This window comes from Streptomyces sp. NBC_00353 (genome assembly GCF_036108815.1).
Taxonomy (GTDB): Bacteria; Actinomycetota; Actinomycetes; order Streptomycetales; family Streptomycetaceae; genus Streptomyces.
Genome location: NZ_CP107985.1, coordinates 765,300 through 790,336, shown reverse-complemented (window position 1 = coordinate 790,336; position 25,037 = coordinate 765,300). Strand labels below are relative to the sequence as shown.

20 protein-coding genes and 8 pseudogenes are annotated in these 25,037 nt (G+C 66.8%); 12 read left to right on the top strand and 16 right to left on the bottom strand.

The window, feature by feature from the left end:
* Positions 1–45 precede the first annotated feature (45 nt).
* Both istB and OHA88_RS03715 read right to left on the bottom strand, forming a co-directional pair.
* Positions 46–840: pseudogene (istB, locus tag OHA88_RS03720) on the bottom strand (IS21-like element helper ATPase IstB).
* Positions 837–1,727: a Mu transposase domain-containing protein gene (locus OHA88_RS03715; protein ID WP_328624200.1), complete on the bottom strand. Its 891-nt coding sequence runs from the start codon at positions 1,725–1,727 to the stop codon at positions 837–839. Before OHA88_RS03715 ends, istB begins: the two are co-directional and overlap by 4 nt.
* A 355-nt stretch (positions 1,728–2,082) precedes the next feature.
* On the opposite strand from OHA88_RS03715, the gene OHA88_RS03710 reads away from it, so the two are divergent.
* The gene (locus tag OHA88_RS03710) at positions 2,083–3,225 is read left to right on the top strand and encodes a hypothetical protein (protein WP_328624199.1); all 1,143 of its coding nucleotides are present in this window, start codon (positions 2,083–2,085) and stop codon (positions 3,223–3,225) included.
* A 494-nt stretch (positions 3,226–3,719) separates the two neighbouring features.
* Here the strand turns inward: OHA88_RS03710 and OHA88_RS03705 are convergent, their stop codons facing one another.
* On the bottom strand, positions 3,720–4,289 hold the full coding sequence (locus tag OHA88_RS03705) for a GNAT family N-acetyltransferase (protein ID WP_328624198.1): 570 nt from the start codon (positions 4,287–4,289) through the stop codon (positions 3,720–3,722).
* Positions 4,290–4,595: 306 nt separating this feature from the next.
* Here OHA88_RS03705 and OHA88_RS03700 point away from each other — a divergent pair, with 306 nt between their 5' ends.
* The 3 genes from OHA88_RS03700 (at position 4,596) to OHA88_RS03690 (ending at position 5,934) form a co-directional block, all read left to right on the top strand.
* The gene (locus OHA88_RS03700; RefSeq protein WP_328624197.1) at positions 4,596–4,808 is read left to right on the top strand and encodes a zeta toxin family protein; all 213 of its coding nucleotides are present in this window, start codon (positions 4,596–4,598) and stop codon (positions 4,806–4,808) included.
* Between the two features lie 645 nt (positions 4,809–5,453).
* Complete coding sequence (locus tag OHA88_RS03695) at positions 5,454–5,705, top strand: DUF6400 family protein (RefSeq protein ID WP_328624196.1); 252 nt, start codon at positions 5,454–5,456, stop codon at positions 5,703–5,705.
* Positions 5,689–5,934: a hypothetical protein gene (locus OHA88_RS03690; RefSeq protein WP_328624195.1), complete on the top strand. Its 246-nt coding sequence runs from the start codon at positions 5,689–5,691 to the stop codon at positions 5,932–5,934. Before OHA88_RS03695 ends, OHA88_RS03690 begins: the two co-directional genes overlap by 17 nt.
* Before the next feature lie 225 nt (positions 5,935–6,159).
* Here OHA88_RS03690 and OHA88_RS03685 read toward each other — a convergent pair.
* Both OHA88_RS03685 and OHA88_RS03680 read right to left on the bottom strand, forming a co-directional pair.
* Positions 6,160–6,538: pseudogene (locus OHA88_RS03685) on the bottom strand (molybdopterin-dependent oxidoreductase); the annotation flags it as partial.
* Between the two features lie 14 nt (positions 6,539–6,552).
* Positions 6,553–6,981, bottom strand: a complete 429-nt coding sequence (locus tag OHA88_RS03680; RefSeq protein ID WP_328624194.1) for an SMI1/KNR4 family protein — start codon at positions 6,979–6,981, stop codon at positions 6,553–6,555.
* Between the two features lie 96 nt (positions 6,982–7,077).
* On the opposite strand from OHA88_RS03680, the gene OHA88_RS03675 reads away from it, so the two are divergent.
* Both OHA88_RS03675 and OHA88_RS03670 read left to right on the top strand, forming a co-directional pair.
* Positions 7,078–7,284: an Imm32 family immunity protein gene (locus tag OHA88_RS03675; RefSeq protein WP_328624193.1), complete on the top strand. Its 207-nt coding sequence runs from the start codon at positions 7,078–7,080 to the stop codon at positions 7,282–7,284.
* 211 nt (positions 7,285–7,495) lie between these two features.
* Positions 7,496–7,720, top strand: coding sequence for a hypothetical protein (locus tag OHA88_RS03670; RefSeq protein ID WP_328624192.1), 225 nt, complete (start codon positions 7,496–7,498; stop codon positions 7,718–7,720).
* Between the two features lie 348 nt (positions 7,721–8,068).
* Here OHA88_RS03670 and OHA88_RS03665 read toward each other — a convergent pair whose 3' ends face one another.
* The gene (locus OHA88_RS03665; RefSeq protein ID WP_328624191.1) at positions 8,069–8,422 is read right to left on the bottom strand and encodes a VOC family protein; all 354 of its coding nucleotides are present in this window, start codon (positions 8,420–8,422) and stop codon (positions 8,069–8,071) included.
* Between the two features lie 328 nt (positions 8,423–8,750).
* Between OHA88_RS03665 and OHA88_RS03660 the strand changes: the two genes are divergently transcribed.
* Positions 8,751–9,218, top strand: a complete 468-nt coding sequence (locus tag OHA88_RS03660; protein WP_328624190.1) for an HIT family protein — start codon at positions 8,751–8,753, stop codon at positions 9,216–9,218.
* 141 nt (positions 9,219–9,359) lie between these two features.
* Positions 9,360–10,358 carry an NAD(P)H-dependent flavin oxidoreductase gene (locus OHA88_RS03655; RefSeq protein WP_328624189.1) on the top strand — a complete coding sequence of 333 codons (999 nt, stop codon included), beginning with the start codon at positions 9,360–9,362 and terminating at the stop codon, positions 10,356–10,358.
* A 156-nt stretch (positions 10,359–10,514) separates the two neighbouring features.
* Here the strand turns inward: OHA88_RS03655 and OHA88_RS03650 are convergent.
* Positions 10,515–10,827 (bottom strand): annotated as a pseudogene (locus OHA88_RS03650) (IS5/IS1182 family transposase); the annotation flags it as partial.
* 102 nt (positions 10,828–10,929) lie between these two features.
* A complete protein-coding gene (locus OHA88_RS03645) occupies positions 10,930–11,478 on the bottom strand; it encodes a TIGR03086 family metal-binding protein (protein WP_328624188.1) in 549 nt (182 codons plus the stop codon).
* A 112-nt stretch (positions 11,479–11,590) separates the two neighbouring features.
* Between OHA88_RS03645 and OHA88_RS03640 the strand changes: the two genes are divergently transcribed.
* Complete coding sequence (locus tag OHA88_RS03640) at positions 11,591–11,932, top strand: ArsR/SmtB family transcription factor (protein ID WP_328624187.1); 342 nt, start codon at positions 11,591–11,593, stop codon at positions 11,930–11,932.
* Complete coding sequence (locus OHA88_RS03635; protein ID WP_328624186.1) at positions 11,929–12,390, top strand: SRPBCC family protein; 462 nt, start codon at positions 11,929–11,931, stop codon at positions 12,388–12,390. Before OHA88_RS03640 ends, OHA88_RS03635 begins: the two co-directional genes overlap by 4 nt.
* An 83-nt stretch (positions 12,391–12,473) precedes the next feature.
* Here OHA88_RS03635 and OHA88_RS44480 read toward each other — a convergent pair.
* The 4 genes and pseudogenes from OHA88_RS44480 to OHA88_RS03610 all read right to left on the bottom strand — a co-directional run bounded on the left by OHA88_RS44480 (position 12,474) and on the right by OHA88_RS03610 (position 16,885).
* A pseudogene (locus tag OHA88_RS44480) lies at positions 12,474–13,554 on the bottom strand (IS630 family transposase).
* 77 nt (positions 13,555–13,631) lie between these two features.
* Positions 13,632–13,855: pseudogene (locus OHA88_RS03620) on the bottom strand (IS5/IS1182 family transposase); the annotation flags it as partial.
* Positions 13,856–14,269: 414 nt separating this feature from the next.
* Complete coding sequence (locus tag OHA88_RS03615) at positions 14,270–14,551, bottom strand: hypothetical protein (RefSeq protein WP_328629576.1); 282 nt, start codon at positions 14,549–14,551, stop codon at positions 14,270–14,272.
* A gap of 774 nt (positions 14,552–15,325) precedes the next feature.
* Complete coding sequence (locus OHA88_RS03610) at positions 15,326–16,885, bottom strand: GMC family oxidoreductase (RefSeq protein ID WP_328624184.1); 1,560 nt, start codon at positions 16,883–16,885, stop codon at positions 15,326–15,328.
* 777 nt (positions 16,886–17,662) lie between these two features.
* Between OHA88_RS03610 and OHA88_RS03600 the strand changes: the two genes are divergently transcribed.
* Positions 17,663–18,073 (top strand): cupin domain-containing protein, encoded by a 411-nt coding sequence (locus OHA88_RS03600; RefSeq protein WP_328624183.1) that lies wholly within the window; start codon positions 17,663–17,665, stop codon positions 18,071–18,073.
* Positions 18,074–19,341: 1,268 nt separating this feature from the next.
* On the opposite strand, the gene OHA88_RS03595 is transcribed toward OHA88_RS03600, so the two are convergent.
* A complete protein-coding gene (locus OHA88_RS03595; RefSeq protein WP_328624182.1) occupies positions 19,342–19,815 on the bottom strand; it encodes a carboxymuconolactone decarboxylase family protein in 474 nt (157 codons plus the stop codon).
* Positions 19,816–19,922: 107 nt separating this feature from the next.
* Here OHA88_RS03595 and OHA88_RS03590 point away from each other — a divergent pair.
* A pseudogene (locus OHA88_RS03590) lies at positions 19,923–20,221 on the top strand (transposase); the annotation flags it as partial.
* 678 nt (positions 20,222–20,899) lie between these two features.
* Here OHA88_RS03590 and OHA88_RS03585 read toward each other — a convergent pair.
* From OHA88_RS03585 to OHA88_RS03575, 3 genes and pseudogenes are all read right to left on the bottom strand, one after another.
* Positions 20,900–21,217, bottom strand: a pseudogene (locus tag OHA88_RS03585) (malonic semialdehyde reductase); the annotation flags it as partial.
* Between the two features lie 252 nt (positions 21,218–21,469).
* Positions 21,470–21,763 (bottom strand): annotated as a pseudogene (locus OHA88_RS03580) (transposase); the annotation flags it as partial.
* A gap of 53 nt (positions 21,764–21,816) precedes the next feature.
* Positions 21,817–24,306 carry a SpoIIE family protein phosphatase gene (locus OHA88_RS03575; protein WP_328629575.1) on the bottom strand — a complete coding sequence of 830 codons (2,490 nt, stop codon included), beginning with the start codon at positions 24,304–24,306 and terminating at the stop codon, positions 21,817–21,819.
* Positions 24,307–25,037 lie beyond the last annotated feature (731 nt).

Genomic DNA, 25,037 nt, shown 5'->3' with positions numbered 1-25,037 from the left:
CTGGCCGACCTTTAACGGTTGCCGGCCAGGCGGTGGAGCGGTTGATCAGCCCGCTTCTGCGTGTTCGGCACGGGCTCGGGTGCTGGCCAGGCGGTAGGAGTCGGATCCGGTCTAGATGATGGTGCCGTTGAAGGTGAGCCGGTCGACGATGGCGGCGCAGAGACGGGGGTCGGGGAAGGTCTTCGTCCAGCCTCCGAACGACTCGTTTGAGGCGATGGCGACGCTGTTCTTCTCCTCCCGCTCGGTCAGAACCTGGAACAGCAGCTCGGCGCCGTGCCGGTCCAGTTCCATGTACCCGAGCTCGTCGATGCACAAAAGGTCGACGCGGCCGTAGCGGGCGATGGTCTTGTTCAACTGCTTCTCGTCGGCGGCTTCAACCAGCTCGTTCACCAGCTTGGTGGCGAGCGTGTAGCGGACGCGGTAGCCCTTCATGGCGGCCTCGGTGCCCAGGGCGATGAGCATGTGGGACTTGCCGGTGCCGGAGTCGCCGATCAGGCAGAGCGGCTGTCCCTTCTTGATCCACTCGCAGCTGGCGAGGGTGTTGATGGTGGCCGCGTCGACGTTGGGGTTGGCGTCGAAGTCGAAGGCCCGTAGTGACTTCTCCCTCGGGAACCCGGCCGCCTTGATCCGCCGTTCCGAGCGTCGGCGGGCCCGGTCGTCGCACTCCGCCATCAGCAGCTCGGCGAGGAAGCCGCGGTAGGTCATCTGGTCCTTGGCGGCCCGGTCGGCGATGTCGGCGAACTCGTTGCGGATCGACGGCAGCCGCAGCAGACGGCAGGCGGTGTCGATGGCGGTGGTGGCGGCTTGCTCGGTCAGTCCTCGCTGGCGAGGCAGGGTCACTGTGCTTCTCCCTCTCGGTGGTCACCGCCGCTGGCGCGACGTCGGAGCAACTGGTCGTAGGGCGTCACCGAGGGCAGTGGCCTGGTGTCCGGCGGCAGGTGGTTCAGCTTCCACTCGTGCAGGAACGTCACGGTCGCCGGCGGCTGCCCGGTGGCCAGCGCAGACGAGGTGGCTGGACCGGGTTCATCCTCGGTCTGGGCGGCTTTGCGGGCCTCCAGGGCGACCGCGTCCGCGGTCAGGGTCCCGGCCCGCAACGCGGTCGCCAGACCGGCGACCAGGTACTCGTGCGGGATGTGCCGGGCCATCAGGAGCACCTCGATCAAGGCCCGGGTGCCCTCGGTGTCGCCGTGTGCCTTGACCGCTGCGGCCCACCAGGCGTCATGGACAGGGGTGAACTTGCCGGCGGAGCGGGCCTGCTCGAGTGCGGTCGCGCCGGGGAAGGCGCCTGGCTTGCGGATCAGGGCTTCGAGGTAGTGGTCCAGTTCCAGGCGGCAGCTGCCCTTGGCGATCAGCCGCTCATGGAGGGCCACTTCCACATTCTTGTCGTAAACCACCAGGTGAGAGGCGTGCAGCATCACCCTGACCCGCTTGCCGATCAGCCTCACCGGCACCGAGTAGCGGTTGGTGCGGAACGTGACCGTGTGCCGCTGCTTGCGCGGCGCATCCAGGTGCGCCCGCAGGATCCCGTCGATCACCGCCTTGTACGGGTCCAGCGCAGTCGGGCGCGGCGGCAGCTTCTTCCGAGGTTCCGGCCAGACCGAGTCCACGGCCCCGCGGACCGTCCGCCACGACACGTTGTACTTGCGCTCGATCTCCCGCATCGTCATGCCGCCGCGGTGGTCGCGCCGAATCGCGGCATACAGCTCGACCTTCGGCATCTGCGGCATGACCAGGGCCTTTCACCAGGAACACCCCGATGCTCCCGTGGCAAGGACCCCACTGCCGTCAAAACTCGTGAACATCACCCGACCGTGGATCTGGTGCCTCCCAAACCCGTGAACAACTGACGACGCAACTCGTGAACAAAGCCACCGGGAGGGTGTGATGGGGAAGTGTCATCGTCTTGCAGTCCTGTCGGGCAATGGATTCAGCCGGTTGGTCGTATTTGCTGCTGTGTCTGGGTGAGGAGGTGTTGCGGTTTCGCTGGAAGTGGTGCGGGAGGGGGCATTGCTGCTCCCTGTGTCCGGGAGGCGGACGAGGGGCCGTCGGTGCTCCGGCGGTTCCTGCACTTCAAGGAGAGCCATGCGGTACACCACACTGTCCGGCATCGCCGCCCTGGCCACGCTCGTGGTCAACGGCGTGAGCGCGGTACCGGCCGACGCGGCAGGATCGGGTATCCCGGTGCCGTGCGACACCACGGCGCTGACCACCGCGCTCGCCACGGCGCCGGCGGGATCCACGCTCGTCCTCGCCCGCCACTGCACCTACCACCTGACCACGGCCTACGCCGGCGCCGACGGACTGCCCCCCATCGACAGGCAACTCACCATCGAGGGCCGGGGCTCCACGATCGTCCGTGACGGGCTGACGGCCGGTGTCTTCCGCATCTTCCACGTCACCTCCACCGGTGATCTGCGGCTCGACGACCTCACGATCCGCGGCGGCAACGCACCCGATGACGGGGGAGGCATCCTCGTCGACAGCTCCGGCAATCTGAAGCTCAACAAGGTCACCCTCGACAACAACACCGCCGCCAACCAGGGGGGCGGCGTCGATCTTGAGTCAGGAGCCAAGGCGTACATCACCCGCAGCGAGTTCACCGTCAACAACGCGGGCGGCGAGGGCGGAGGTCTGCAGTCGGACGGTGACGTCACCACCGACGGGGTCGTGTTCGCCCACAACTTCGCCGCCGGTAACGGCGGTGCCATCGACCAGGCCAGCGGTGACGCCGTCTATCGCAACACCACCCTGAAGAACAACACCAGCGGCGGTTACGGCGGTGGCATCAGCAACGACAACGGCACTGTCCAGTTCATCAACAGCAGGATCCTCAACAACACCGCCGCGGGTTTGGGGGGCGGCGGGATCTTCAATAGTTCCTCGGCGACGCTCATCAAGACCGAGGTCTCCGGCAACGTCGTTGGAGGCGCCGGCGGCGAGGGAGGCGGCATTCTCCAAGAATCCGGCACCCTGGTGCTGCGCGACAGCTCGGTCGACCGCAACAGCGCGAACGGCCCCGGCACTTCACAGGCCGGCGGCATCCTCAACTCCGGCGGTACGGTGACGTTCGACCACAGTGAGGTGAACAACAACGCCTCCACCACAGCACCGGGCGGCGTGTGGACCAACCCCCAGTTCACGACAGTGAACCGGTCCGAGATCCGGAACAACATCCCCACCAACTGCGACGACAGCCCCGTCATCGTCACCGGCTGCGTCGGCTGACCCCTCACGCCTCAAACCCGGCGGGCCTTCGACCACACCCCAGCGCACCGTGACGAAGATGATCGCTGGACCTTGCCACCTCCTCAACCCGCCACCTCCCCAGCTCCCATCCCGGTGTCGGACGATCCCCCGCCGGAGGCATTGTCTTGGCCGTGGGCCGCTCTATGCGGTGATCGACTCATGGCCTCCGGTCCTATCCATGTGTGGGCGCGCGTCGGCGCAGCGCGGGCGGAGCGGGCCGGAGGCAGGAGCGGCGCCCGCAGCGGAGCCGGGAAGCGCGCCCGGCGGAGCGGAGCGCAGCCGGGTGCTTGAAGCCTTTGTGGCGCGCGGCCTGCCTCCTGTCTTGGCCCCGGCTGGCCGCGCCCGGCGGGGCGCTACGTGCTGCGGACGGAGGCGGAAAACCCGATGCGGCTGGGGCGGTCGGCCCTACGGCTTTATAGGTCGTCTGTTTTCGTGCCGAAGGGGCAGGAGCTGAGCTCGGTGGGTTCAGATATTCAGGGGCACGGAGTGCCGTGAACGGGTGGCGTAGGGCGGTTCAGCCGCCAGACCGCGGCGATCCCACTGCCTGAGGGAGCTGCGGGCGGTGATACCTGTTCACGCAGGACTTCGGTGAAGCCCAACCGGCGTGGTATCGCGGCGCTGGAGGTGTTGGCCAGGTCGTGCGCGATTTCCAGGTACTCCACGTCCGGCAGGGTGAACATCTCGGTGATCATGGCCGCCGTCGCTCTCGTGGCGATGCCCTGGCCAGTGGCGGCAGGGTGCAGCCAGTACCCCATGCGCCGGCCCTGGGCTTCGGCCCCGCGGTAGGTCTGGCACATGCCAATGAGAGTGCCGTCCTTGGCGATGGCGTAGTTGTATACGTCACCGCTTGCCCAGTTCGACTCGGACTTCGCGAGGAAGTCGCGGGTGCTCTTCTCGCTGTGACGGGCGGCCCACGGCTCCCAGGGGCGCAAGTGGTCCAGAGACTCCTCGATCAATTTGAATGCCGGAGCGAAGTCGATCTGCCCCCGCCAGCGTCGCAGGACGAAGTCTCCGCACTCGATGATCTGCCTCGGTCGCTCCATGAGGGCCATGATTGTTCGCAGAACGGCTCGCTGCAACGGGACGGCCGACGACGACCAATGACGGCTACTCAGCCAGCCGTGGCCAGGTACAGGAGCTGCAAGAACGCAGGTCTCCAAGATCGCCGACAAGACCCAGGGCAAGAAGACGGGGCCTTTGCCGCAGCCTGCTGGCTCAACTGCCGCTGCTAGCCTCCCATTGGCGAGGTCGTCCGCACGGTAAAGGGCGGGACCCGGGGTGCGACATGGGCCGTCTGCCTCGTCATCTGACCGCACGAGCGCTGCACGAGCAATCGTCAGATCCTGTAGATGCGGCGTGACTGGATAACCGGGCAGCGGATGCTTGCCCCGTTATGGCGTTTCTGGTCGGCGGGTCGGTCGGGTGTGCATGCGAGGGTGTCGCCCATGTTGATCGTGATGTCGGGGCTGCCCGGTGCAGGGAAGAGTTCGGTCGCCGAGGCGTTTGGGCGAAAGCTGAGTTCGCCCCGTGGGCCGATCAAAGGTTGGTGCTGGATGCGGTGATCGACCTGTGCAGCGCTCGGCGGTGTTCCGTCGGTGGTAGACCTCGCGGTCGAAGCCAGATGGCCGGCCGCCGCGGCGGCATGTCGCTCGGGCTGCGCCCTCCCGAGGGCGCCAGCGGCTCCGGCCGTCACCAGGAGGGGCCTCGGGACGCTCTCGGCCGGTTCGGCCAGTTCTGGTGGCCGAGACCCCTGCTGCGAACGCAGGAGCCACGCCGGAACCGGCCTTCCGGCAGGCGTCGGTACTCCTGCCGGCGTTGTTGATACAGCGCACCACCTGCGGCACCGAGTCGGCCGAGTGCGACGCTGACCGGGGCAGGTGCGGCCGGCCCGGTCGGCGTCCGTGGCGATCTGCCGGCCCAGAGACGGATGGACGGTAGCCCGGCTCACCTGTTGCACCGCCTGCTCGCGCGTCAGCGCGCCCAGGTCCATGCGGCAAACCCCGTGAAGTACGTCACAGTGCCGTGTGGGGAGCCGTGTTCGCTGTTGGTTCCCGGTGCCGGCAACGGCCCACTGCTGTCTGCCGATCTGAAGGTTCCCCGTTGACGGGCCGGATACCGCGTCGCTCCGGGGCGACTTAGGTCACCCTTCCCTGTCGCTGCAGTCGCCTGATAAATGTGGAATTCCGACACTCATCGAAAGTCACACAATGAACGAGGAAAATCTCACCGGTCCCATACCCTTCAGCATCGATCTGACCTTCGAGGAAGCTCGACGACGGGCGGAGGTCGTGACCGCACTCGGGCCCGACTGGGACCCGATCGCCGCTCTCCAGAGCGAGGACGAGGCCTACACGCTCCTCTACTCGAACCTCGACGCCGAGCAGCAGCGCACCTACGACCTGCTCGTGGCGGCCGGCGTCCTGCCAGGAGGGGAGCCGGGCCGTGCGGCTGCCCATTGATCCACAGGCGGACGTTGCCCGCCGGGCCTGGCTCGCCTGCCCCGTCTGCGACGACGCCCGCCATTGCGAGCCCTGCGCCGGTCGCCGTAACTGCGGTGAGCACTGGCGCTATCTGATATCCAGCAACGGACCGGTCGTTCACCTTCAGTGTCCGCGGTGCACACACATGTGGTCAGTGAACACGCGGCCTGGCGTCACTCGTCGCGACGACAGCACCTCCGGTTGGTGACCGACGGCCGACTCGGGACGTGGCCTGTTGGTCACAGGACCTAGGACTGGTCGGTCTGTCTTGGTATTCATGCAGGTCAGAGCCATTTTGCTGGGGTGCAGGTCAGTAAGTCGTCAGCATCGGTCCCGGTCCTGTCCTGCGGTTGCTGATCTTGGACACGGCAGGAGGCGATGCCAGTGGCCCGCGGACGCAACGGACGTCCGGATGTCGCGGGGGGAACACGTCTCAGGCACCTCGCTGTCCGCGTCGCCCGGGGCGCGGCCACGGTGACAGGGGTGACCCGTCGACTGGTCGCGCCTGGTAGGAGTAGCGCTGTCCTTGACAGGGGCCGCCGATGTTGAGGCAGCCACGTTCTTCCCAGAAGCCGCCGGCCGTCTTCCGTCAAGTACTTGATGCCGCGTAGTGACTTGGGGCCTTTGTGGCCGTAGAGGTGCGGGACGACGAGGTGCAGGGGGAAGCCGTGCTCGGCGGTGAGTGTCTCTCCTTGATGGTGCGTCGCCAGCGCGGTTCGGTCGGTGGCGAAGTCGGCCAGGCGGAGGTTGGCGCCGTAGCCGTGTTCCGCCCAGGACATCAGATGAGTGACGTCCGGTGCGGGAGGTGCCAGCGGGGCACGCTCGGTTACCACCAGTCGCCAGCACCCGCGAGCGAGCGGTGCAGGTAGTCCTTTAGCTCCCGTGCAGCCCATAGCCGACCGTCGGCCTCGTGGTCCCAGACGAAGATATCCGGACGCTCGGGCGTCAGTACGAAGGCGAACTGGTCGCCGCCGCCGTTGTCGCCGAAGAACAGCAGCGGATCAAAGGGCATGTACAGGCCCGGGAACGTATTGGGGGCCCAGAACAGCAGGTTCTGCTCCACAATCCGCTCCAGAGACCACACGACGTCAGTCCCGTACTCACCGACCATCCCGTCGGTCTCCAGCAGTAGTGCAGTCAGCTGCGCCGGCAAGCTTCGGCCCAGGCGTCGCTCCGCCTCAGCCAGCGCCATTGCGGCAACGGGTGCCCGGAACTCGACGTCGGGCAAGGCTCCAGCAGCGGTTTCTTTCCACATGGGCGCAGCTTAGGCGGGGTCGAAGACGGACGGGATGGGACTAGGGAAGGGCGAGGGATTGAGGTGGGTCGTGAACGCTCGCTGTAGCGTGATCGCATGGATGAACCCCGGATCAAGGTGTACGGCTCAGCAACCGAAATCACCGTTGCGGCCAATGCCGCAGGGTTGCGGGACCTGGCTGAACGACTCGTGGGGCTCGCTGATCCCGGCCTCAGGGACGGGTACCAGGAGCATCTTGAGGGCGGTATCAATCTCGAAGAGGGCCCGGTCAGCCTGATCCTGGCCCGAGACGAAACGCTGTAGAGCCCACTCCTACCCGGCGCATAGGCGTACCCGGCACGTGCCCGACACCCGGGGACCAGCGGGGAACCACGGCATATGGCGGAGCGCTTCCGGCTAAGCCACAGGTCAGAGCATCCGCAGGTCAGACTTCATCATGTACGGGATCTTCCAAACTGCGGCTGGCCACCAGGGGTAGCCTTCCCGTCCGTTCGAAGGTCCATGGAGACTCCCTGTGCACTCCATCGTTCCCCTGCTGCTTCTGCTTGCGTTTGCCGGAGACGAAAGCGGCCCGTCCGAGGCGTCCGGCCTTCGGCCGACGGGCCTGGACTTCGGCGCCGTTGATGCGCAGCATGAAGTTTTCGGCCTCGGCGTAGGCGAATACGTCGGCCAGGGTGCGCAGGCGCAGGCCTGGTTGCTGCGGGACGGCGCCCCCCGCGTTCGGCCAGTGGCAGCCTGATCTCGCCGATCGCCCGGCCGATCATGGAGGACCCGATCCGATGCGTCACGCCGAGGGCCTCGTGGGTCAAACCGGTGCGTAAGTGGACCAGGGCGAACAGTAGTCGGTCGGTGAACACCAACTCGTATTTTGGCGCACCGCCGGCCTGGCGCCGCGGCGCCGCTGACGGCGTCAGGACTCGCATCGCGCCTCCCAACTGCGGCGCAATTTCGGTGACAAGCTCGCCAAAGTGTTCCCGTGACAGCCCACAGGAGGCGTAATGAGACATGGCCGCGCGAGCCTGACCAAGGTTCACACCTCGACAACCTGGTGGTCCACCAGCACGTAACCGCCTGCGTGAAGATGCGGTCAGGCGGGTTGCCACAGCTCGATCCGATTGCCCTCAGGATCGGTGACCCAGCCGAATCGTCCGACACCCTCCATGTCCTGCGTTTCTTTGGCCACGTCGGCTCCCTTGGCGCGCAATTGCGTGAGCATCGCATCCAGGTCGCGGACCCGGAAGTTGAGCATGGTTCGCTGGGTGCGGGACCCGAAGTAGTCGGTCTCGGACTCGAACGTCGCGAACACCGTCGGCCCGGCTTCCTGACGCCACAGGCCGTTCTCATCGGCGTCCAGACCCAGGCACTCGCGATACCACGCGCCGAGGGACGCCGGGTCGGCGGCCCGCATGAAGTATCCACCGATTCCAAGCACACGTTCCATGCCGCTATCTTGCCAGGATGGCGATCGGGTGGGTTGGCACCACACCATCGCCCGCTTCACTCCCGTCTCAATCGCGGGGGAACTCGTTAGCGACTGAGGCCAGCAATCACACAGCATTAGAGCAGCACGGGCCGATCGAACTCCTAGCGGGTGCCCACATCCAAGGCGCGCCATCTTCGGGCCGGTTCGGGGCCGTGTGTGCGCACGTCCGGGGCCGACCAGTCGACGACGTGGGGTTTTTGATCACCGGACTCGACTGGGCCCCAGATTCCTGTGGTCCAATGCTGAACAGGAGTCATGGGGCTGTCTGGCATTGGGGGGAGCGTCGGTGATTGAGGATTCCGGTGTGAATGACGGGTGTCTGGCGTGCGACCTCATGGTTGGCAAGGCTCCGCTGCCGGGTGGAAACGTTCTGCGAACTGAGTCCTGGGTTGTCGAGCACTGTGTCGGTCCGCTTGGTCTGGGCACCGTTGTGGTCAAGCCGGCTCGGCATGTGGTGCACGTCGCCGAGTTGACGGCGCAGGAGTCGAGCGAGCTGGGGCCTCTGGTGCAGAGGGTGAGCGCCGCAGTCACCGAGGTGATGGCCCCAGAGCAGGTGTATGTGTGCCTGTGGTCGCATGCTGCCGGGGTTCCCGGCCACATCCATTTCGTCGTGCAGCCCGCTGGAAAAGAGGACATGGCCAGGTTCGACGCATTCGGTCCCGCGCTGCAGGTGGCTATGGGCGAGGCGGGTTGTTTCCCCGAGGCAGCGGAGATCGAGCGGGTCTGTGAACGGTTGAGGGAAGCCCTCGGTTGAACCCGTCGGGTCAGCCCGCAGCAGCGTCGTGGGCTCGGTCCGCCCGACGGCGTGTCCGATGGGTCGCATTCGATTCAGGCACCCAACGGTCCTCTTGACATGCCGCCCGCCGGGGCTTCGTCAATCCGTTAGTGTTCGTTCATGTTGCAGACGAGATTCACCGATATGTTCGGGCTTGCCCATCCGGTGATGTCGGCCCCCATGGCCCTGCACAGCGGTGGGACACTCGCTGCCGCGGTCTCCGCCGCCGGCGGGCTCGGCTGTTTCGGGGGTACGCATCCCTGGAAGGGGCCTGACTGGATCCGGGCGGAGATCGCGACCATCCGTGCCACGACGGACCGGCCGTTCGGAGTCGGCTTCATTACGCCGTTCCTCCCTTTCACCGAGCCGCTGTTCGACGCCACGCTTGAGGAGCGGCCACAGGTCGTCGCATTGTCGTTCGCCGATCCGCAGCCGTGGCTTGCCCGGGCCAAGGACGCGGGAGCCCGGGTGATGTGCCAGGTCCAGAGCTACAAGGACGCGGAGGCCGCGGTTGCGGCAGGGGCCGATGTCCTCGTGGCGCAGGGCAACGAGGCCGGCGGTCACACCGGGATGATGGGCCTGCTGCCGTTCCTGACTGGGATCGTGCGGAGGTACCCCGATGTCCCGGTGCTGGCCGCGGGCGGCATTGGCGACGGACGAACGCTCGCGGCCGTCCTCACCGCCGGAGCGGACGGGGCCTGGCTGGGCACGGCATTCCTTGCCACACCCGAGGCGGTCGAGGTGCACGACGTCCACAAGCGCCTGATTGTCGAGAGCGACGGCGGCGACACCGTGTGGACACGGGCCTACGACATCGTGTCAGGACTGCCTTGGCCGAACGGTATTGGCGAACGCGTCCGCCGCAACCGCTTCACCGTCGAGTGGTCGGAGCGCGAATCAACGCTGCGGGACCGCGCGGAGGAATTCAGGCCTGTGGAAGGTGCCAACCCGTTCGAGGCCCCGCCCGACCCCGATACGAGCGAGATTCTTTACGGCCAGTCGGCGTCCTTCGTCGATGGGGTGCGTCCGGCCGCTGACGTGGTCCGCGCGATCAGCGGCGAGGCCGAAGCGATCCTGGGCTCACGGCCTTGTTCGCTGCTCGGCCGACCGACAGCCTGATCGGCGTGGCAGCCGGCCCTGATGGAACGGCCGCACAGGCCCAAGCTGTGTGGCCCGGACACACAGCATCCAAAGCGCCGCCCCTATGGACACGGCACGTTTCGTCGGGCGTGTTGTCGTGCATGGCAGTACACCAGGTGTTCGGGGCGTCAGGGAGCGGAGCCAAAGACGTGGGGCAGCATGGGGCACGGTGCCGTGAAAGACGTAGGCCCGCTTGTCAAAGCGCGTGGCCACGGCCCGGGAGATCTTCAACCGGCTGATCAGCCGCTCGACTTAGTTCCTGCGGGCATAGCGAGCCGGGTCAAAGACGGTGGGGCCTGCCGCCGCTGCTGCCACGGCGTTGGCGGTAGGTTCGCCGGCCCTGGCGTTCCGGGATGGTGAGGCTGATCTGCCGACGGCGCAGATAACGGCGGTTGCGGCGTGATGAGTACGCCTTGTCACAGTTCAGATGGTCCGGCCGGGTGCGGGGATACAGACTTCGGCGCTTCAAAGTGATGGCGGTGGAGATCGAGGGAGAGTAGAGGTCGGTGGGCAGCCCCGGGTGCCTGCCCACCGACCTTCTGTTGGTAAGTCAGCCGATCCAGCCCGGGTTGCGGCCACTGAGGGCGAGCGCGCGGTCGAAGGCGGAGGCGTCGGTCGGTGCGGTGACGGCCTGGCCGTAGCCGCCGTTGGCGCGGGCCTGGTCGGCGATCTGCTCGACCACGCCGAGCAGTACGGTGCCCGCTTCCTCGCCGACCACGAAGGGCTGACCGGTGGCGCGGGCCAGGTCCCAGCCGTGCAGGGCGAGCTCCTGCAGGGTGATGCCGGCGGCGAGGCTCGCGGGGTAGGTGCCGGGGCCGAACTGGGTCTCGCCGGTCATCGCCTCCGGCTTCAGCCAGGCCGCGACCGCGCGTTCGGCGCTGGCCGCCACCGCGGCGGGCTCGGTGAGGGGGGTGGGCTCGCCGGTGCGGGGGAGCTTGGCGGCCGCAAGCTCGGAGTCAGGGAGCACGCCGCCGAGGTGGGCGAACAGCTCGGCGACGGTGTACTGCGCGCACGGGGTGGCGGCGCTGAGACGGTCGGCCGGGATGGCCTCAGCGGCGCGGGCGAACAGGGTGGCGAACTCGGCCAGTGCGGTCTGCATGGTGGGGTCCTCGGTGCTCTCGGGCTCGTTGTTCTCGGACTCGTTGCTTAAGTCGACACTAAAATGAGGACCGTGTGGAGCGCAAGCTGAAGCCCTGACTAAAATGAGAGGCGTGGAAGCGGTCCAAGCGATAGCCGAACCCCGCCGGCGCGAGATCCTGCGGCTGGTCTGGGACGACGAGCTGTGCGCGGGCGACATCGCCGAGCGGTTCGAGGTGACATTCGGCGCGGTCTCCCAGCACCTGAAGGTGCTGCGCGACGCGGGCCTGGTCACGTTGCGCCAGGAGGGCCGCAAGCGGTACTACCGGGCCGACCGGGAGGCGATGGGACCGATGGCGGCCTACCTGCAGTCGATGTGGGCCGACAAGCTGGACGTACTCGCCGAACTGGCGGAAGCGGCAGAGTCAACGGAAGCGGCCGAACGGGCCGAGAAGTCGAAGGGGAGCGGCGCATGACGACGACCGACCAGGTGGTGCTGGAGCGGCGGATCGCCGCCCGCCCGCAGACAGTGTTCTCGTTCTTCACCGACCGGGAGAAGTGGCTCTCCTGGATGGGCCGGGACGGCGAGTTCTCCTTCACCCCAGGCGGGGCGTACCGGACCGGCGTCAACGCCCACTGCGACGCCGTCGGGCAATTCCTGGCCGTGGACCCGTACCACCGGGTGGTCTTCACCTGGGGCTACGAGGACGGCGCCAAGTCGGTGCCGCCAGGCGCCAGCACGGTCGAGGTGACCTTGGCCCCTGACGGCGAGGGCACCCTGCTCACCCTATTCCACCGCGACCTGCCCACCGAGGCCTGCGCCCCGCACTTCGAGGGCTGGACCCACTACCTGGACCGCCTGGTCGAGCGCGCCGAGGGCGGAGACCCGGGGCCGGACAAGTGGCTGGAGCCGCATGCCTCTGTTCCGCACTGAGGGCGCGACGATACTGGCCCGATGGGGTTCCTCATCTGCCTCACGCTGCCCGGACTGGTGCTGCCGCTACCGACTTCGGCGCTTCAAGGGGATGGCGGTGGGAGATCGAGGGAGGGCCCGGTTCCGGCGAGGAAGCCATCGAGGACGTCGGGGCGGTACTGAAGTCGTCTGAGTCGGTTGCGGACGAGTGTGGCGAGCCGGTCCAGGGCGACGCTGGCGAGGTTCGCAAGGCCGTGCTTGACGTGGGCCCACAGGTACTCGACCGCGTTCAGTTCGGGTGCGTAGGCGGGCAGGATGAACACCGTCAGCCAGTCCCGCGCGCCGATCAAGTCGCGCATGGCCTGGGAGGCGTGAGTGGTGAGCCGGTCCCAGACCAGCACGATCGGCGCCTTGACCAACTGGTGGACTCCGTCGATAAGACCGATGTAGTCCGCTCGGACAAGCTGCGGCGCTCGCCCTTGCGACCGATGTGGCACCGCAGCCGGTGGCACAGCCGGGTCCGCGAGCCCGGGCGCATCGCGAGCAGCCCGGCGACCGAGACCCATCCGGAGCCCCTGCCGCTCACCTTCACGACCGGGGTGATGCCGCGGCGTCCCCACGTGCGACCCTTCGACGGTCTGCGGGTGAACCCGGCTTCGTCCTCGAAGCAGATCCATCCGTCGCAGGCCGCCCGGGTGCTTATACCTCCGCCGAGGTCGCCTCCTTCCACGCGGCCACGGCCTGCTCGTCGCGCTCCGCGGCCCTCCGCGCTGGGATCTGCGGGGTGAAGCCGAGCCGGCGCATCAGCCGGGTGGCCCCCGAGACGCTGTAGGAGACGTGGAACTTCCTACCGATCAGCGTGGCTACCCGCGCACCGGTCCACACCTGGTCCTCCACCCAGCCGTGTGCGGCCGGCCCCTGCTCCGGGTAATCGGCCAGCTTCTCCCGGCACCGGCCCGGCAGCTTGCAGCGCCGCGCGCTCGCACCCCGTGAGGCCAGCGCCCCCGCACCGCCCCGCGTCCACGCCTCGTACCACTGGTAGGCCGACTTCGAGCTCACCCGCAGCCTGCGGGCCACCTCGAGCGGCCTGACCCCCTCGGCGAACAACCCGGCGGCCTCCAACCGCACCGCCTTGCGGCGCTGACGACCCTTCGTCGTCAGCCCACCCCCATCCGAATAGCGCATACCCACGGCATACCGCACAGGTGACCATCCGTCAGCAGCGTGAGCAGATTAACCACCTCGAAACGCCGACGTCAGTAACCGCCGGCCGGACGGTGCACGCGAATGCGTTCCAGGACCGTGATCATCTGCGGCGCATCGCCCCACTGTCCGGGCCTGACCAGTGTTGCCAACGGCCGCAGTTCGCCTTCCCGGCCGGGTACGCTTGCCAGGTTTCCGCGGTGCCTGTCTTGCGGGCGCCGGAAGCGTACTGGTGAGCACGGCACACTGTGGAGTCCGCGCTCACCATCGACCAGTTGATACGCACTTCACTCGAGTTCCTTGCCTGGCCCGATCCGTACTCGGTTCAGACCTTGCTGCAGGATCAGGATGACGACTGCTTCGGACTCTGATTGATCCACGACGGCAAGCTGGTCGAGGTACCGCTGCCGGGCACTGGGCAAGAGCTTTTCGAGTGCAGCGTTACCAGTATTCTCAGCCGTACCGACAGGGCGGACAGGTGAAAGCAGTCCTGTGCCGCTGCCCCGAGTAAAACGAGGTGACCGGGCCCTGACATGCCCGATCGGCCGGGAACTGACGGGGAGCCATGGTTACCGCCGGGCAGCGCATATGAGCATGGGCCCCAACCGATTCACCTGGGCAGGGGCCGTTCATCTCCGGTGGGCGGGGGGATTTGAACCCACGGTGACGTTGCCGCCACGACGGTTTTGAAGATCGGTCAGTCACCAACGAACCAGAGATAGCGGTGCGTTCCGCTCTCGACGACCTGGCACATCGCTCGGGCCTGGTCCACCCAGACGCCACCATAGGCTTCGGGAAGTCGATCGAGCTCCGCGAGCAGCAACGGCACCTGCCGCTCGTTGAAGACGGCATCCCCATAGGGATTCAAGGCCCACAACATCGGAAAGTTCACCGGGTCCAGCGCGGGGAGGAGGTCCGTCCACTCCAGTCCGCCCTTGGCTCGGGCCACGAGCTTTCCCAGGTCCCCGCGCACCTGCATGTTGATCACTCGCTGACCCTACCGGCAGTTGATGCCAAGTCCGCAAGGAATGCGCCCAGGTCTCGCTCCTCGCCCCGGGCCGTCCTTGGGCCGTGCGAGGTGAACCAACGTCGCCCTACAACGACAACTGCCGACCAGTGAGCCCGAGCCCAAGAGAATGATCGGCGGTTGCGTTGCAGGTCAGGAAAGCGCGTGTCACTGGTTCGGCTACCGACCGAGCCCAGCCTCGCGTCATGAAGCGGGCTGTCCGACGGATGGTCAGGAACGACCCAGGTCAGGTCCCATCCATATACGGGATCTTTTGAACTGGAGCGCCGGCATGGTGCACCTCCACAATGAGACTGCGCCTGCAGTGCGCTCGTATCTGGTGGAGGGCGCAAGTGCCTGTCAGGATCACGCTGTGAACGAGTCTTCGACTGCCGCGAGATTGAGCAGAGCTCTCGACTGGGCAGGGCTGATCCCGTCCGCCCTCCTTCTTGCAGGCGGCATCAGGGACTACCGCGACGGAGGGTCGGTGGGCTGGCCAATTGGCAGAGCGGCTTTGGTTCTGGTCAGCCTCTGGGTGATCCATCGGGGGAGTCCTCGCCGGAGCGGCAGGACCACCGAGTTGCCGTAGGCGTACAGCACTGTCGTACCGAGACCTCAGCAACTGCCCCGGTCCGGTGGCGTCCTTCCAGGGCCGCGACGCGACCGCTATGACCGTCACCGACCGATACCGCTGGAGCTACGGACCCGAAGGCAGCGCGCCTGGTGCGTGCCCGACAGGGCGGGGAGTCACGGTGAACCACGGGTTCCAGATCGGTGGGTGGTGCGCATGAGCTCTGCTGCTCGTTCGGCGATCGCATAGACAGTGGCGTTGGTGTTGGCGGAGATGACGGAGGGCATTACCGAGGCGTCCGCCACACGCAGTCCGCTCACACCGCGTACACGCAGGGCAGGGTCAACCACAGCCGTCTCATCGACACCGATCCGGCATGTGCCGGCGTAGTGGCTGTAGGAGCGGAGATTCCTGAAGAGGTAGGCGCGCAGTCCTTCGTCATCGTGGACGTCCGGGCCCGGGAGAGCCTCATTCCCCCGCCAGTGGGCGAGTGCGGGAGCGCTTCCGATCTCGCGGGCCACCCGCAGGCCATGGATCATGCGATCGATATCCCGGTCGTCGCTGTAGTAGCGGGGGTCGATGATCGGGGACGCACCCGGTGTGGGGCCCGCGAGGCGTGTCGTGCCGTGGCTGAAGGGGGTCATGAGGGCGACCATGATTGTGTACCCCCGCCCGATGTCGGGACCGGGTAAGCTGTCCTCCCGCAGGGGGACATCCACAATCGTGAGCTGCAGGTCAGGACCAGTGGTCCGTGCGCTGCTGCGGATCAGGCCCTGCATCTCGCCGTGGTTGTTCACTGTGGCGGGGACGGGGCGCGCGGACTGATACACGATGCCGGAGATCGCATGATCTTGAAGGTTGGCGCCGACGCCGGGCAGGTGCACCGCGGTGGTGATGCCGACCTGGCTGAGGTGGTCCTGCGGCCCAATGCCGGACAGCATCAACAGCTGGGGTGACCCCACCGCTCCGGCGCACAGAACGACTTCTCCGGAGCACCGCACGGTCACGCTGTCGCCCTCCGTGCTGTACTCCACGCCCGTGCAACGGTCGCCGTCCAGCGCCACCCGGTACACGAGGGCGTCGGTCACAACGTGAAGGTTGGGACGGTCCATCGCCGGCCCGAGGTAGGCCGTGACGCCGTCCTGCCGCGTGCCGTCGGCAATGCTCAAATCAGTCCAGCCGAACCCCTCCTGAAGTCCACCGGAGAGATCCTCCGCCTCGGTATACCCGGCCTCCAGCGTTGCCGCCAGAAATGCCCGGGCCACCGGATGACGTTCGACAGCGGGGCCCACCCTCAACGGTCCGTCCAGCCCACGTACCGTGGCGTTACGGCCCGCGACACCCGTGAGATCCTCGCTCCGCTTGAAGTACGGGAGAAGATCGTCGTAGCCCCAGCCCTCCACACCGGCCTCGTTCCAGCTGTCGTAGCTGGTGTGGTGACCACGCAGGAAGTTCATCGCGTTGATCGACGACGATCCACCCAGGCCGCGACCACGGGGCCACGGCACTCTGAGGCCGGCTGTGGTCTGCGGCACCGTTTCATCTGCCCAATCCGCCGATGACCCCAGCAGGGTTGGCCAGGCGGGCGGAATCGCCATGGCTTCCAGAGGCTGGCTTCCGCCTGCCTCCAGCAGCAACACCCGCGCGTCACTGTCCTCTGACAGACGCGCAGCGACCACGCATCCAGCAGATCCGGCTCCGACGACCAGGTAGTCGAACTCGGTTACGGATGCCACGACCAGCGCCGCCTCTCTCACCCGTTTAAAGCGCAAATGGGAGAAAATGGACTCGTTAGAAGTCTCCCCTCAACCGATGTGTGCTGCAACCATGCCGACGGCACCATGCACAGAGCGCCGCCTTCACCACGAGTGAAGGCGTGGCCGGGTTTGCCGCGTTGCGTTACCCCTCGCCAGGGCGCTCCCCTGAGCGGTCCGGGGCGACCTGGAGTCAAGCGTCCGTCCGACCTGTTGCGCGGCCTCCAGTGCCTCCTCGTCCGGGAGAGCTACTCAAGCTGTAGCTCTCCGCCGCCCAGGAAGCCATTACCGCAGCCCTCGCACGCCGGAGGTACGCGCTCACCAGCAAGGTGGCGGCCCTTCGCGACCGCGAGATCGCCAGCGTGGCTCGCTTCCAGCGACTGTTCCGCGATTTCACCGCGGATTGGATGGGCGACTCGGCTCAGTCGACGTCGCTCAGGGCTGAGCTCATGGCGGCCGTGGTGATCACGGTGCACAACCACGTGTCCCGCCGGTGGTTCCGGAGGGAGAGTGCCGACCCGGTCGGAGAGATGGACGAAGCGATGTGTGTGGTGCTCGCTCTCTTTCCGACGGTCCATTCCGGCCCGGCAGCAGCAGGCGGCACCACTGTCGTCGTTTTGAGGATGGGGCAGGACATCGAAGTGCTGCTCCCCTCGCTACGGCGCGGTCCTGGGCGGGTTCGCCGCATAGGGCTGTCACAAACGGGGAGGTCGTCCTGTCCTTGCTGTGGACAGTCTCAGTCCCTGTTTGGAGAAATGTATGAGCGCTGAGCATGCACACCTGCCCCCGGGCGTCGAGGTGATCACGACCCTGCCGGAGGCGGCGGCCCGGATCCCGGCTGGCGCCGAGGCCAGAACCATCCGGATTACCCTGCCGCCCGGTGACCCCGGCGCGCCGCCGCACCGGCACCCCGGGCCGCTCTTCGGCTACGTGACCCAGGGTGAGATTCTCTTCGAGCTGGAGGGGCAGCCGCCCCGGGTGCTCAGGGCCGGTGACGCCCTGTTCGAGCCCGGGGGCGACGTGATCCACTACCGGGGCGCCAACAACCTTTCGGACGCGCAGTCGCAGCTGGTGGTAACCATGTTCGCGCCGCCGGGTACCCCGGTTCTGACCGTGGTCAGCGCGGAGGAGCTGGCCGAACGACGACACCGACGGGTTACCCAGTCATGATGACCACCAGTATTCCGGCCCTCCTCACGACCCCGGCCTGCTGACAACGTCGACGAGCACCAGGAGCATGAAGGCCCGTACCGTTGGGTGCGGGCCTTCGCCGTGTGTGCGACATCCGTGAGTTGCACTGAAGCCCCGCTGAGTTGTTGCGCTGTGGCCAGGGCGCTCGCCGCAGGCCGCAGGCGGCTCCTTGAGCTACTGGAATCACCGCCCGTTCTGGCGGTCCCCGCGCTTTCGCCCATCACGTAATCGCGGTCAGAGCCAATTTCAAACGGTTTCAGCAGTTTCTTGGCGGCGATGTTCTGCAACTGCTGCTCCGATGCGCCGGAGGGCCCGGGCGTCGAACAGACGCGAGGCGTATGTCGGCCGGAGGTGCCGGGTGATGAGACGCAGGCGTCCGCCGTTCGAGGCCCCCGGCGCCCGCCCGGAACCTGACAGGGGCTGCTGAGCTCCTAACGTCCTGGCGGCGCTGAGACGCGGTCCGTTTCGGTGCACAACTCACCCCCGGTGCAACCGTGCCGCGCGGCGGGTCGTCGGTGGTGTACCGCGTGGTGCACCACCGTCCCCACGGACATGCGAAGAGGGACCTGAGTGCAGCTCGCTGACGATGGCGGTAGCCCTCCGGCTGCCCGTTCCTTCCGTCCAGCCGACCTGGTATCGGCAGCAAGGCTCGGACCTCGGCCCATTCGGCGTCCGTCACGTCCGAGGGGTAACGCAGAACGCGTTGCGGACGGTCGGCCGCGTTACTTTGCACGGGCGCGAGACAATCACACGGCGGGGCAACTGAGTTGCACTCGGCAGGCTGCAGCGCGAAAGACTGCGATACATGGCCTCCTGTTGCTCGCATGGATTCGAGACGCATGAGCTGTGCGGGAGGCACTACCTTCATGCACGACCAGCAGGCCACTGCATCAGCAACCGGACCAGACCGTCGACGTCATGTGTCCCGCGCTGAACAGAGCACCAATGGAGGACCACTGCCCGCCAGCCCAGAAGCAGAAGTAGCGGACTCGTCGTTGCGCGGCCGAAGAAGGGGGTGTTGGTCTTAATGATCACGGACTTGACGGACCAACTGAAAAGAACCACGAATCATAATTTGTAGGGACGCCGTGTTGCTCCTCACCGAAGTTGGGTGCGGAGTAGAACCCCCCCATTCACCATTTGGGCTGTTCGATATCCGCCTCCTCACCAGAGGTCAAGGGCAAGCGGAGACGGACCGTACGCGTCCGGCCGGACCATATTCGTCCGGCCGAACCGTACGCCCTGGCTCAGCCGAACTGGCCGACCTGGTAGCTGCCTGCCGGCTGCTGGTTGATGATGTTGATGCGGTTGTAGCTGTTGATGATGGCCACGAGAGACATCAGCGCGACGAGCTGCTCCTCATCGAAGTGCTTTGCGGCGTTCGCCCAGGCCTCGTCGGTGACCCCACCGGCCGCGTCGGCGATCCGGGTGCCCTGCTCGGTCAGCTCCAGCGCGGCGCGCTCGGCCTCTGTGAAGACCGTCGCCTCGCGCCAGGCGGCGATGAGGTTGAGCCGCACCGAGGTCTCCCCGGCGTGGGCGGCCTCCTTGGTGTGCATGTCGGTGCAGAAGCCGCAGCCGTTGACCTGGCTGGCCCGGATCTCCACCAGATGCTGAATGGTGTCCGGCAGCGCCGAGTCCGCCAACACTTTGCTGGCCGAGACGAGGTGCTTCAGCACCTTGGCCGCGAGGGGACTGCTGTAGTAGTTGAGACGCGATTCCATGGGATCTCCTCACCCAGTTGCAGATACACAACAGTGACCGGGGAGCCCGGCAAAGTGTGACGCCAAGGGCTTTGTGATGTGGGTCTCCGTGACCATGCCGTCGATCGGAGGCGGTCCTGGCGGATCGCGCGTACTCCTCGCGCGATCCGCGGACATGTCCGCCGACGGGGCATCCGTGCGGTCATTCCGTAGCCCGTCGACCAGGTGGATATCGCGTGCGGCGAGGCCACGCAGGAGGCCGCCCGACCGGTTTCGATGCCGACGCTCATAGGCAGCGCATCGCTGTCGAGCGATGCATCAACCGGCTAAAGCAGTGGCGCGGCTGTCCATGCAAACAGACAAGCTCGCCGTTGCCTTCCGGGCCGCACCCCACCTCGCCGCCATCCTCATCTGGACGCGGTGCTGACGGAGGAAAGGCGACTTTTCAGTCGTAGAAGAACAGCTCAAGGTCCTCGATGGACCCTGGCCCTGTGAGGAAGCCTTCGGCCTTCGCGATCTCGTCTTCTGTGGCAGCTCGCCCTTCAGGAGCTGCTTCATCCAGATCTCTCCTTGCTCGCCGACCGCGTAGATGCCAGACAGCAGCTCGGCCATGCCCGCAGGGTGCGGCGGGCGGCGTCCGGTGACTGGTTGGAGCACCCACCCGCCTGACCGGGCGGCGAGCCGCAGCACCCCGGCCCAGTTCGCGATCCTCCCGATGCGTATGTGCCACGAGCCCGCGGTGAACGGGGCCATCCGTCCACCATGGAGAGGGTTGGTGGCGGCCCTGATGTCCTTCATCACATGTCGTTCCACGGCATCACGGACCCAGCGCCCTTCCTGCGCTTCCTCGATGGCGGCGTGCCACCACTCCCATCCGCTGTCGAGCCGGCCCGCGAACGCATCCATGCCGCCAGGTTTCCATGCACGACATCGCAAGCCTTCAGGGGGTCGCCGATCAGTTGATCAACTCATAAGAGAGATTCGCTCTCATGCTCAACACTTTGCTACCCGACGAGGACGGCGATCTGAACGGGCATTGATCCGCCGGTCGACCGGGAGCCACTGACGGAGGGCGGCCCAACGGGCGGCCGTCACCCCTCGGTCGGACGGTAGTGACCACTTGCCCGTACGTCAGACGTGGGGAGCGTGTGAACCATGCGTTCTCGCCCGGCCTGCCGATCTTGACGACGGCGAGACCCGAGTGCTCGCCGTCGCTGAGGAACTCCTTGTCGATGCCTTCGGCGTCGAATCCGGCCATCGGTCCGGTGGCCAGGCCGGCGGCGCGGATGCCGATGATGAAGTAGCTGGCCCGGAGGAGCGCGTTGAGCTTCGCGGACCGCTCGTGCACCGCGCGCTCGGCGAAGAGGCCTTTGGCCTTTGAGAAGTGCGGGCACTGGGTGGGCAGTTCCTCGTAGCGCGCGTTCCGGGTACCGCATTGCAGGCAGGGCAGGTGATATCCAGGACGTGCCACGAGGGTGAGCGCGGCTGCGAGCGTGGGCTCGGGCGCTGCGCCCTCTGCGTTCGGGCCTTCCATTTGCTGACAGTCCACAGACCTTGCCGCAGACCCCGTCCTGCCCGACGGCGTGACCCTCCGCCGTGTCACTGTCCGGTCAGACCCCCAGCGCATTGCCGCCATGAAGCCACCGTTCCGGGCGAGGACTGGAGCTGGCCTGCCGCTGAACATGCTCCAGTTGATTCGGCCCTCGGCATCGGCGTCGGCCTGGACAGCGTGCAGGATCCTCTCTCTGGTCCCGTCCGCGGACCACCTGCGGTGAAGGTCGTGAACGGTGTTCCACTTCCAGAAAAGCTGGGGCAGATCCCGCCACGGCAGGCCGGTCAGCTGCCGAAGCAGAATCCCGTTGATCAGCCTGCGGTGGCATTGCCAATGCCCGCCACGCCCCTGGTTCGTCGGCAGGTGGCCTGGCGTCCCGCGACGACTCGACCACTCATTGGGATGCGCGGCAAAGATGCTCGGCTACATGCAGTGCGAGGACGGCTGGGACGACAACGCGTCCGCGGGCCTTACCTGACCCCGGCCCCGGCCACAGCCGCACCCTCACACGCACGGACCTTCGGCATGCCCGGAGCCAGGTCTTCTTCGGCCCAGACGACCTTGCCGCCCGATACCGAGCGGGCGCCCCATCTGCGGGACAGCTGACCGACGAGGAAGAGGCCGCGACCGTTCTCGTCTGTGGTGCGTGCCCGACGCAACTGCGGGGAGTCGGCGTTGGTGTCGAACACTTCGCAGGTCAGGACTTGGTGGTGGATCAGGCGCAGACCGATCTGGCTGGTGCTGTGGCGGACGGCGTTGGTGACCAGTTCGCTGACGATCAGCTTCGTGGCGTCCTCGAGACCTTCCAGGCCCCATTCAGCCAGCTGACAGGCTGCCATGTGCCGGGCGCTGTGGACCGCGGTCTCGTCACTCGGCAGCGTCCAGGAGGCGACCTGACCTGGGCTGATCGAACGGGTGCGGACGAGGAGCAGGGTGACGTCGTCGCACGGTTCCTGCCCCGGGACGGTCTCCGTCGCGAGGGTGCAGAGGTCTTCGAGGGAGCGACCGGGTTGTGCCAGGGCGGCGCCCAGGCGCTCCATTCCCACATCGATGTCGTGGTCGCGGGTCTCGATCAGGCCGTCGGTGTACAGGGCGAGGAGACTTCCCTCGGGCAGTTCCAGCTCCACGGCCTCGAAAGGGGCCCCCAGCCCGATGCCCAGTGGGGCTCCGGTGGGAAGGTCGGGGAAGGTCACCCGGCCCTGCGGGTCGATGATCGCGGGCGGGGGGTGCCCGGCCCGTGCCATGGTGCACTTCCTGGTCACCGGGTCGTAGACGGCATAGATGCACGTGGCACCCACCACCGCGGGGGCGTCGGCGTCTTCCTCGGCCATTCGCTGGACCGTGTCATCGAGGTGGGACAGCAGTTCGTCGGGGGGCAGTTCCATGTCGGCAAGCGTGTGGACGGCGGTGCGGAGCCTGCCCATGGTCGCGGCGGCGTTGATTCCGTGTCCGACGACATCGCCGACGACAAGGGCCACTCGGGCGCCGGACAGTGGGATCACGTCGAACCAGTCGCCTCCGACGCCGTGGTCCATGTCGGCGGGTAGGTAGCGCGAGGCGGCCTCGACCGCTGTACCGCCCTTCAAACGGTGAGGGAGCAGGTTGCGTTGCAGTGCGAGGGCCGCGGTGTGTTCGCGTGCGTACTGGCGAGCGTTGTCCATCGACATCGCAGCGCGAGAGACGAGTTCTTCAGCGAGGAGCAGATCGAACTCCTGGAACGGCATCGGGTCCTCGGTGCGGACGAACAACGCCACGCCCAGCAGGGCCCGCCGCGCACGGATGGGTACGACCATCAGGGAGTGCATGCTGTTCTCACGGATCTTCTGCGCTCGTGCCGGGTCCTCGTCGATCCACGTGCCCGGAGCGGTGTCCAGGATCGCCTCCAGGTGGGACTTCCCGGTGCGCAGGACGCTGGTGACGGGTGAGCTGGGCGTCACGGGGACCGGCTCACCGCGCACCCACGGGGATTCCGGGACCCCTTCGTGGATCGAGGCCAGACCGGCACGTCGGAACGCAGGGAGGCGCCCGTTCATCGGGCCGATGCGGACCGGGGACCCCTCGCCGAACGGGACTGACTGCTCCAGGTCGACGATGACGTAATCGGCGAGCAGGGGCACGGCAAGGTCGGCCAGTTCCTGGCTGGTCTGCATCACGTCCAGGGTGTTGCCAAGGCGCGTACTGGCTTCGCTGAGGATGGCGAGGCGCTCGAGCGCCCGCTGGCTCTCGGTGACATCGACGTTGATGGTGCACACCCCCAGCGCTTGTCCGTCGGCGTCCTGGAGGCAGAAGAACGAAGCCGCCATGGTGTGCTCCCGGCGCGGACTCGTCGGCGGCCACATCCGGTACTGGTGGACCTTGGTGGTGCCGCTGTCGAGTACCTGCCGCATCACTGCCTCGACCGCTTCGGCCTTGGCATCGGGCCGCGCATCGGTGAATCGCCGTCCGAGTCGTAGGTCACGGGAGATGCCGTCGTGGCGCTCCATCGTGTCGTTCACCCAGATGCAGCGCAGCTGCGGGTCACGAACGACGATGCCGATCGGTGCGCGGGTAAGCAGCGACTCGCGCACCGATCCGTTCGTTTCCTCTGCGGAGAGCGTGCCGATGTCGGTCACGGAGATGAGCCACCGGACTGTTCCGTCCTGCCCCCGCAACATCGAAATCCGCAGGTTGATGTTGAGCTTGCGGCCGTCCCGGTGGCGCACCGCCGTCGTGCCCGACCAGCCGTTCTGGTCACGACACTGCTCGACGAATGTCGATATCGTCGGCGCTTCCTCGGAAAATGGCAGGACAAGTGAGGCAGAGCGGCCCACCACGTCACCCGCGGAGTACCCGACGAGCTGCTCGGCGGCCCGCGTCCATGCGACCACCGTCCCATGCTCGTCGAACATCGCGACCGCCGACTCGGAGGTCTCATACGTGTTCAGTTGATCGCTGAGTGTTACGTTACCGTTACTGATCATCGAACTGTTGACCTCGGGGTAGGTGGGGAGGGGCATGGAGGTGCAGGAAACCGGCACGCGGACGACTGTGGCGACCGGGATCGACGGGCGAGGTGGAGATATCAATCCGTCCCGATTTGTACCTTTTGAGTCATGGACCAGACAGTGCTCTGATCTGTGACAGGGCCGCAGCCGTGACTGATGCCAACTCGGTCACCAAGACCGCTGTCGGGCTATGAGGAACTGGGCATGCCCGCCGCGCCGCCGCCGCCGCGGCCGGACGGCCACGGAGCGTGGGTCGGTGAAAAACAGCAGAAACTGCTCAGTCGGCTGCCAAAGCGGTTCGGCTCCGCCGTCAGCTGTGCGCAGTGGCAGCCGAAAGGGAATGCCCTTGACCGGCAACTCGGCCGCAGCACCACTGAGCCCCGCCTCCGCAGGAGGGCTGGGATGGGCGTCCGCCGCAACGCTTGGTACGGCTTTTCCGTACTGCGGCGCCGGCCTTCTGCAGCGGCCAGGGCGTCCTGTCAGCTCATGTTCATCTTTCCGCGCCGGACCGGCCCCGACGATCAGCCTTTGTCACGTTTTTCTGCAGTGCGGTTCGAGCTCGCGATCCTTTTGACCGGTCCTCGGTGAAGGAGGGGCGTCACTTTCTCCAGACCCCCACCGGGGTCCAGGCCAGGGTGGCCACCGGTCGGAGGGAGATCCCGGACCGACATGAAACATCGAGGCTGTCAGGCTGATCCGGCTGTCAC

Excerpts from the sequence above, each read along its gene's own strand:
- OHA88_RS03645 (WP_328624188.1), bottom strand. The coding sequence starts at position 11,478 with ATGCAGACCGCACTGGCCGAGTTCGCCACCCTGTTCGCCCGCGCCGCT.
- OHA88_RS03705 (WP_328624198.1), bottom strand. The coding sequence starts at position 4,289 with ATGGAGCGACCGAGGCAGATCATCGAGTGCGGAGACTTCGTCCTGCGA.
- OHA88_RS03635 (WP_328624186.1), top strand. The coding sequence starts at position 11,929 with ATGACGACGACCGACCAGGTGGTGCTGGAGCGGCGGATCGCCGCCCGC.
- OHA88_RS03675 (WP_328624193.1), top strand. The coding sequence starts at position 7,078 with ATGGATGAACCCCGGATCAAGGTGTACGGCTCAGCAACCGAAATCACC.
- OHA88_RS03700 (WP_328624197.1), top strand. The coding sequence starts at position 4,596 with ATGCGGCGTGACTGGATAACCGGGCAGCGGATGCTTGCCCCGTTATGG.
- OHA88_RS03600 (WP_328624183.1), top strand. The coding sequence starts at position 17,663 with ATGAGCGCTGAGCATGCACACCTGCCCCCGGGCGTCGAGGTGATCACG.
- OHA88_RS03665 (WP_328624191.1), bottom strand. The coding sequence starts at position 8,422 with ATGGAACGTGTGCTTGGAATCGGTGGATACTTCATGCGGGCCGCCGAC.
- OHA88_RS03710 (WP_328624199.1), top strand. The coding sequence starts at position 2,083 with ATGCGGTACACCACACTGTCCGGCATCGCCGCCCTGGCCACGCTCGTG.
- OHA88_RS03680 (WP_328624194.1), bottom strand. The coding sequence starts at position 6,981 with ATGTGGAAAGAAACCGCTGCTGGAGCCTTGCCCGACGTCGAGTTCCGG.
- OHA88_RS03575 (WP_328629575.1), bottom strand. The coding sequence starts at position 24,306 with ATGATCAGTAACGGTAACGTAACACTCAGCGATCAACTGAACACGTAT.
- OHA88_RS03655 (WP_328624189.1), top strand. The coding sequence starts at position 9,360 with ATGTTGCAGACGAGATTCACCGATATGTTCGGGCTTGCCCATCCGGTG.
- OHA88_RS03595 (WP_328624182.1), bottom strand. The coding sequence starts at position 19,815 with ATGGAATCGCGTCTCAACTACTACAGCAGTCCCCTCGCGGCCAAGGTG.
- OHA88_RS03695 (WP_328624196.1), top strand. The coding sequence starts at position 5,454 with ATGAACGAGGAAAATCTCACCGGTCCCATACCCTTCAGCATCGATCTG.
- OHA88_RS03615 (WP_328629576.1), bottom strand. The coding sequence starts at position 14,551 with ATGCAGGTGCGCGGGGACCTGGGAAAGCTCGTGGCCCGAGCCAAGGGC.
- OHA88_RS03715 (WP_328624200.1), bottom strand. The coding sequence starts at position 1,727 with ATGCCGCAGATGCCGAAGGTCGAGCTGTATGCCGCGATTCGGCGCGAC.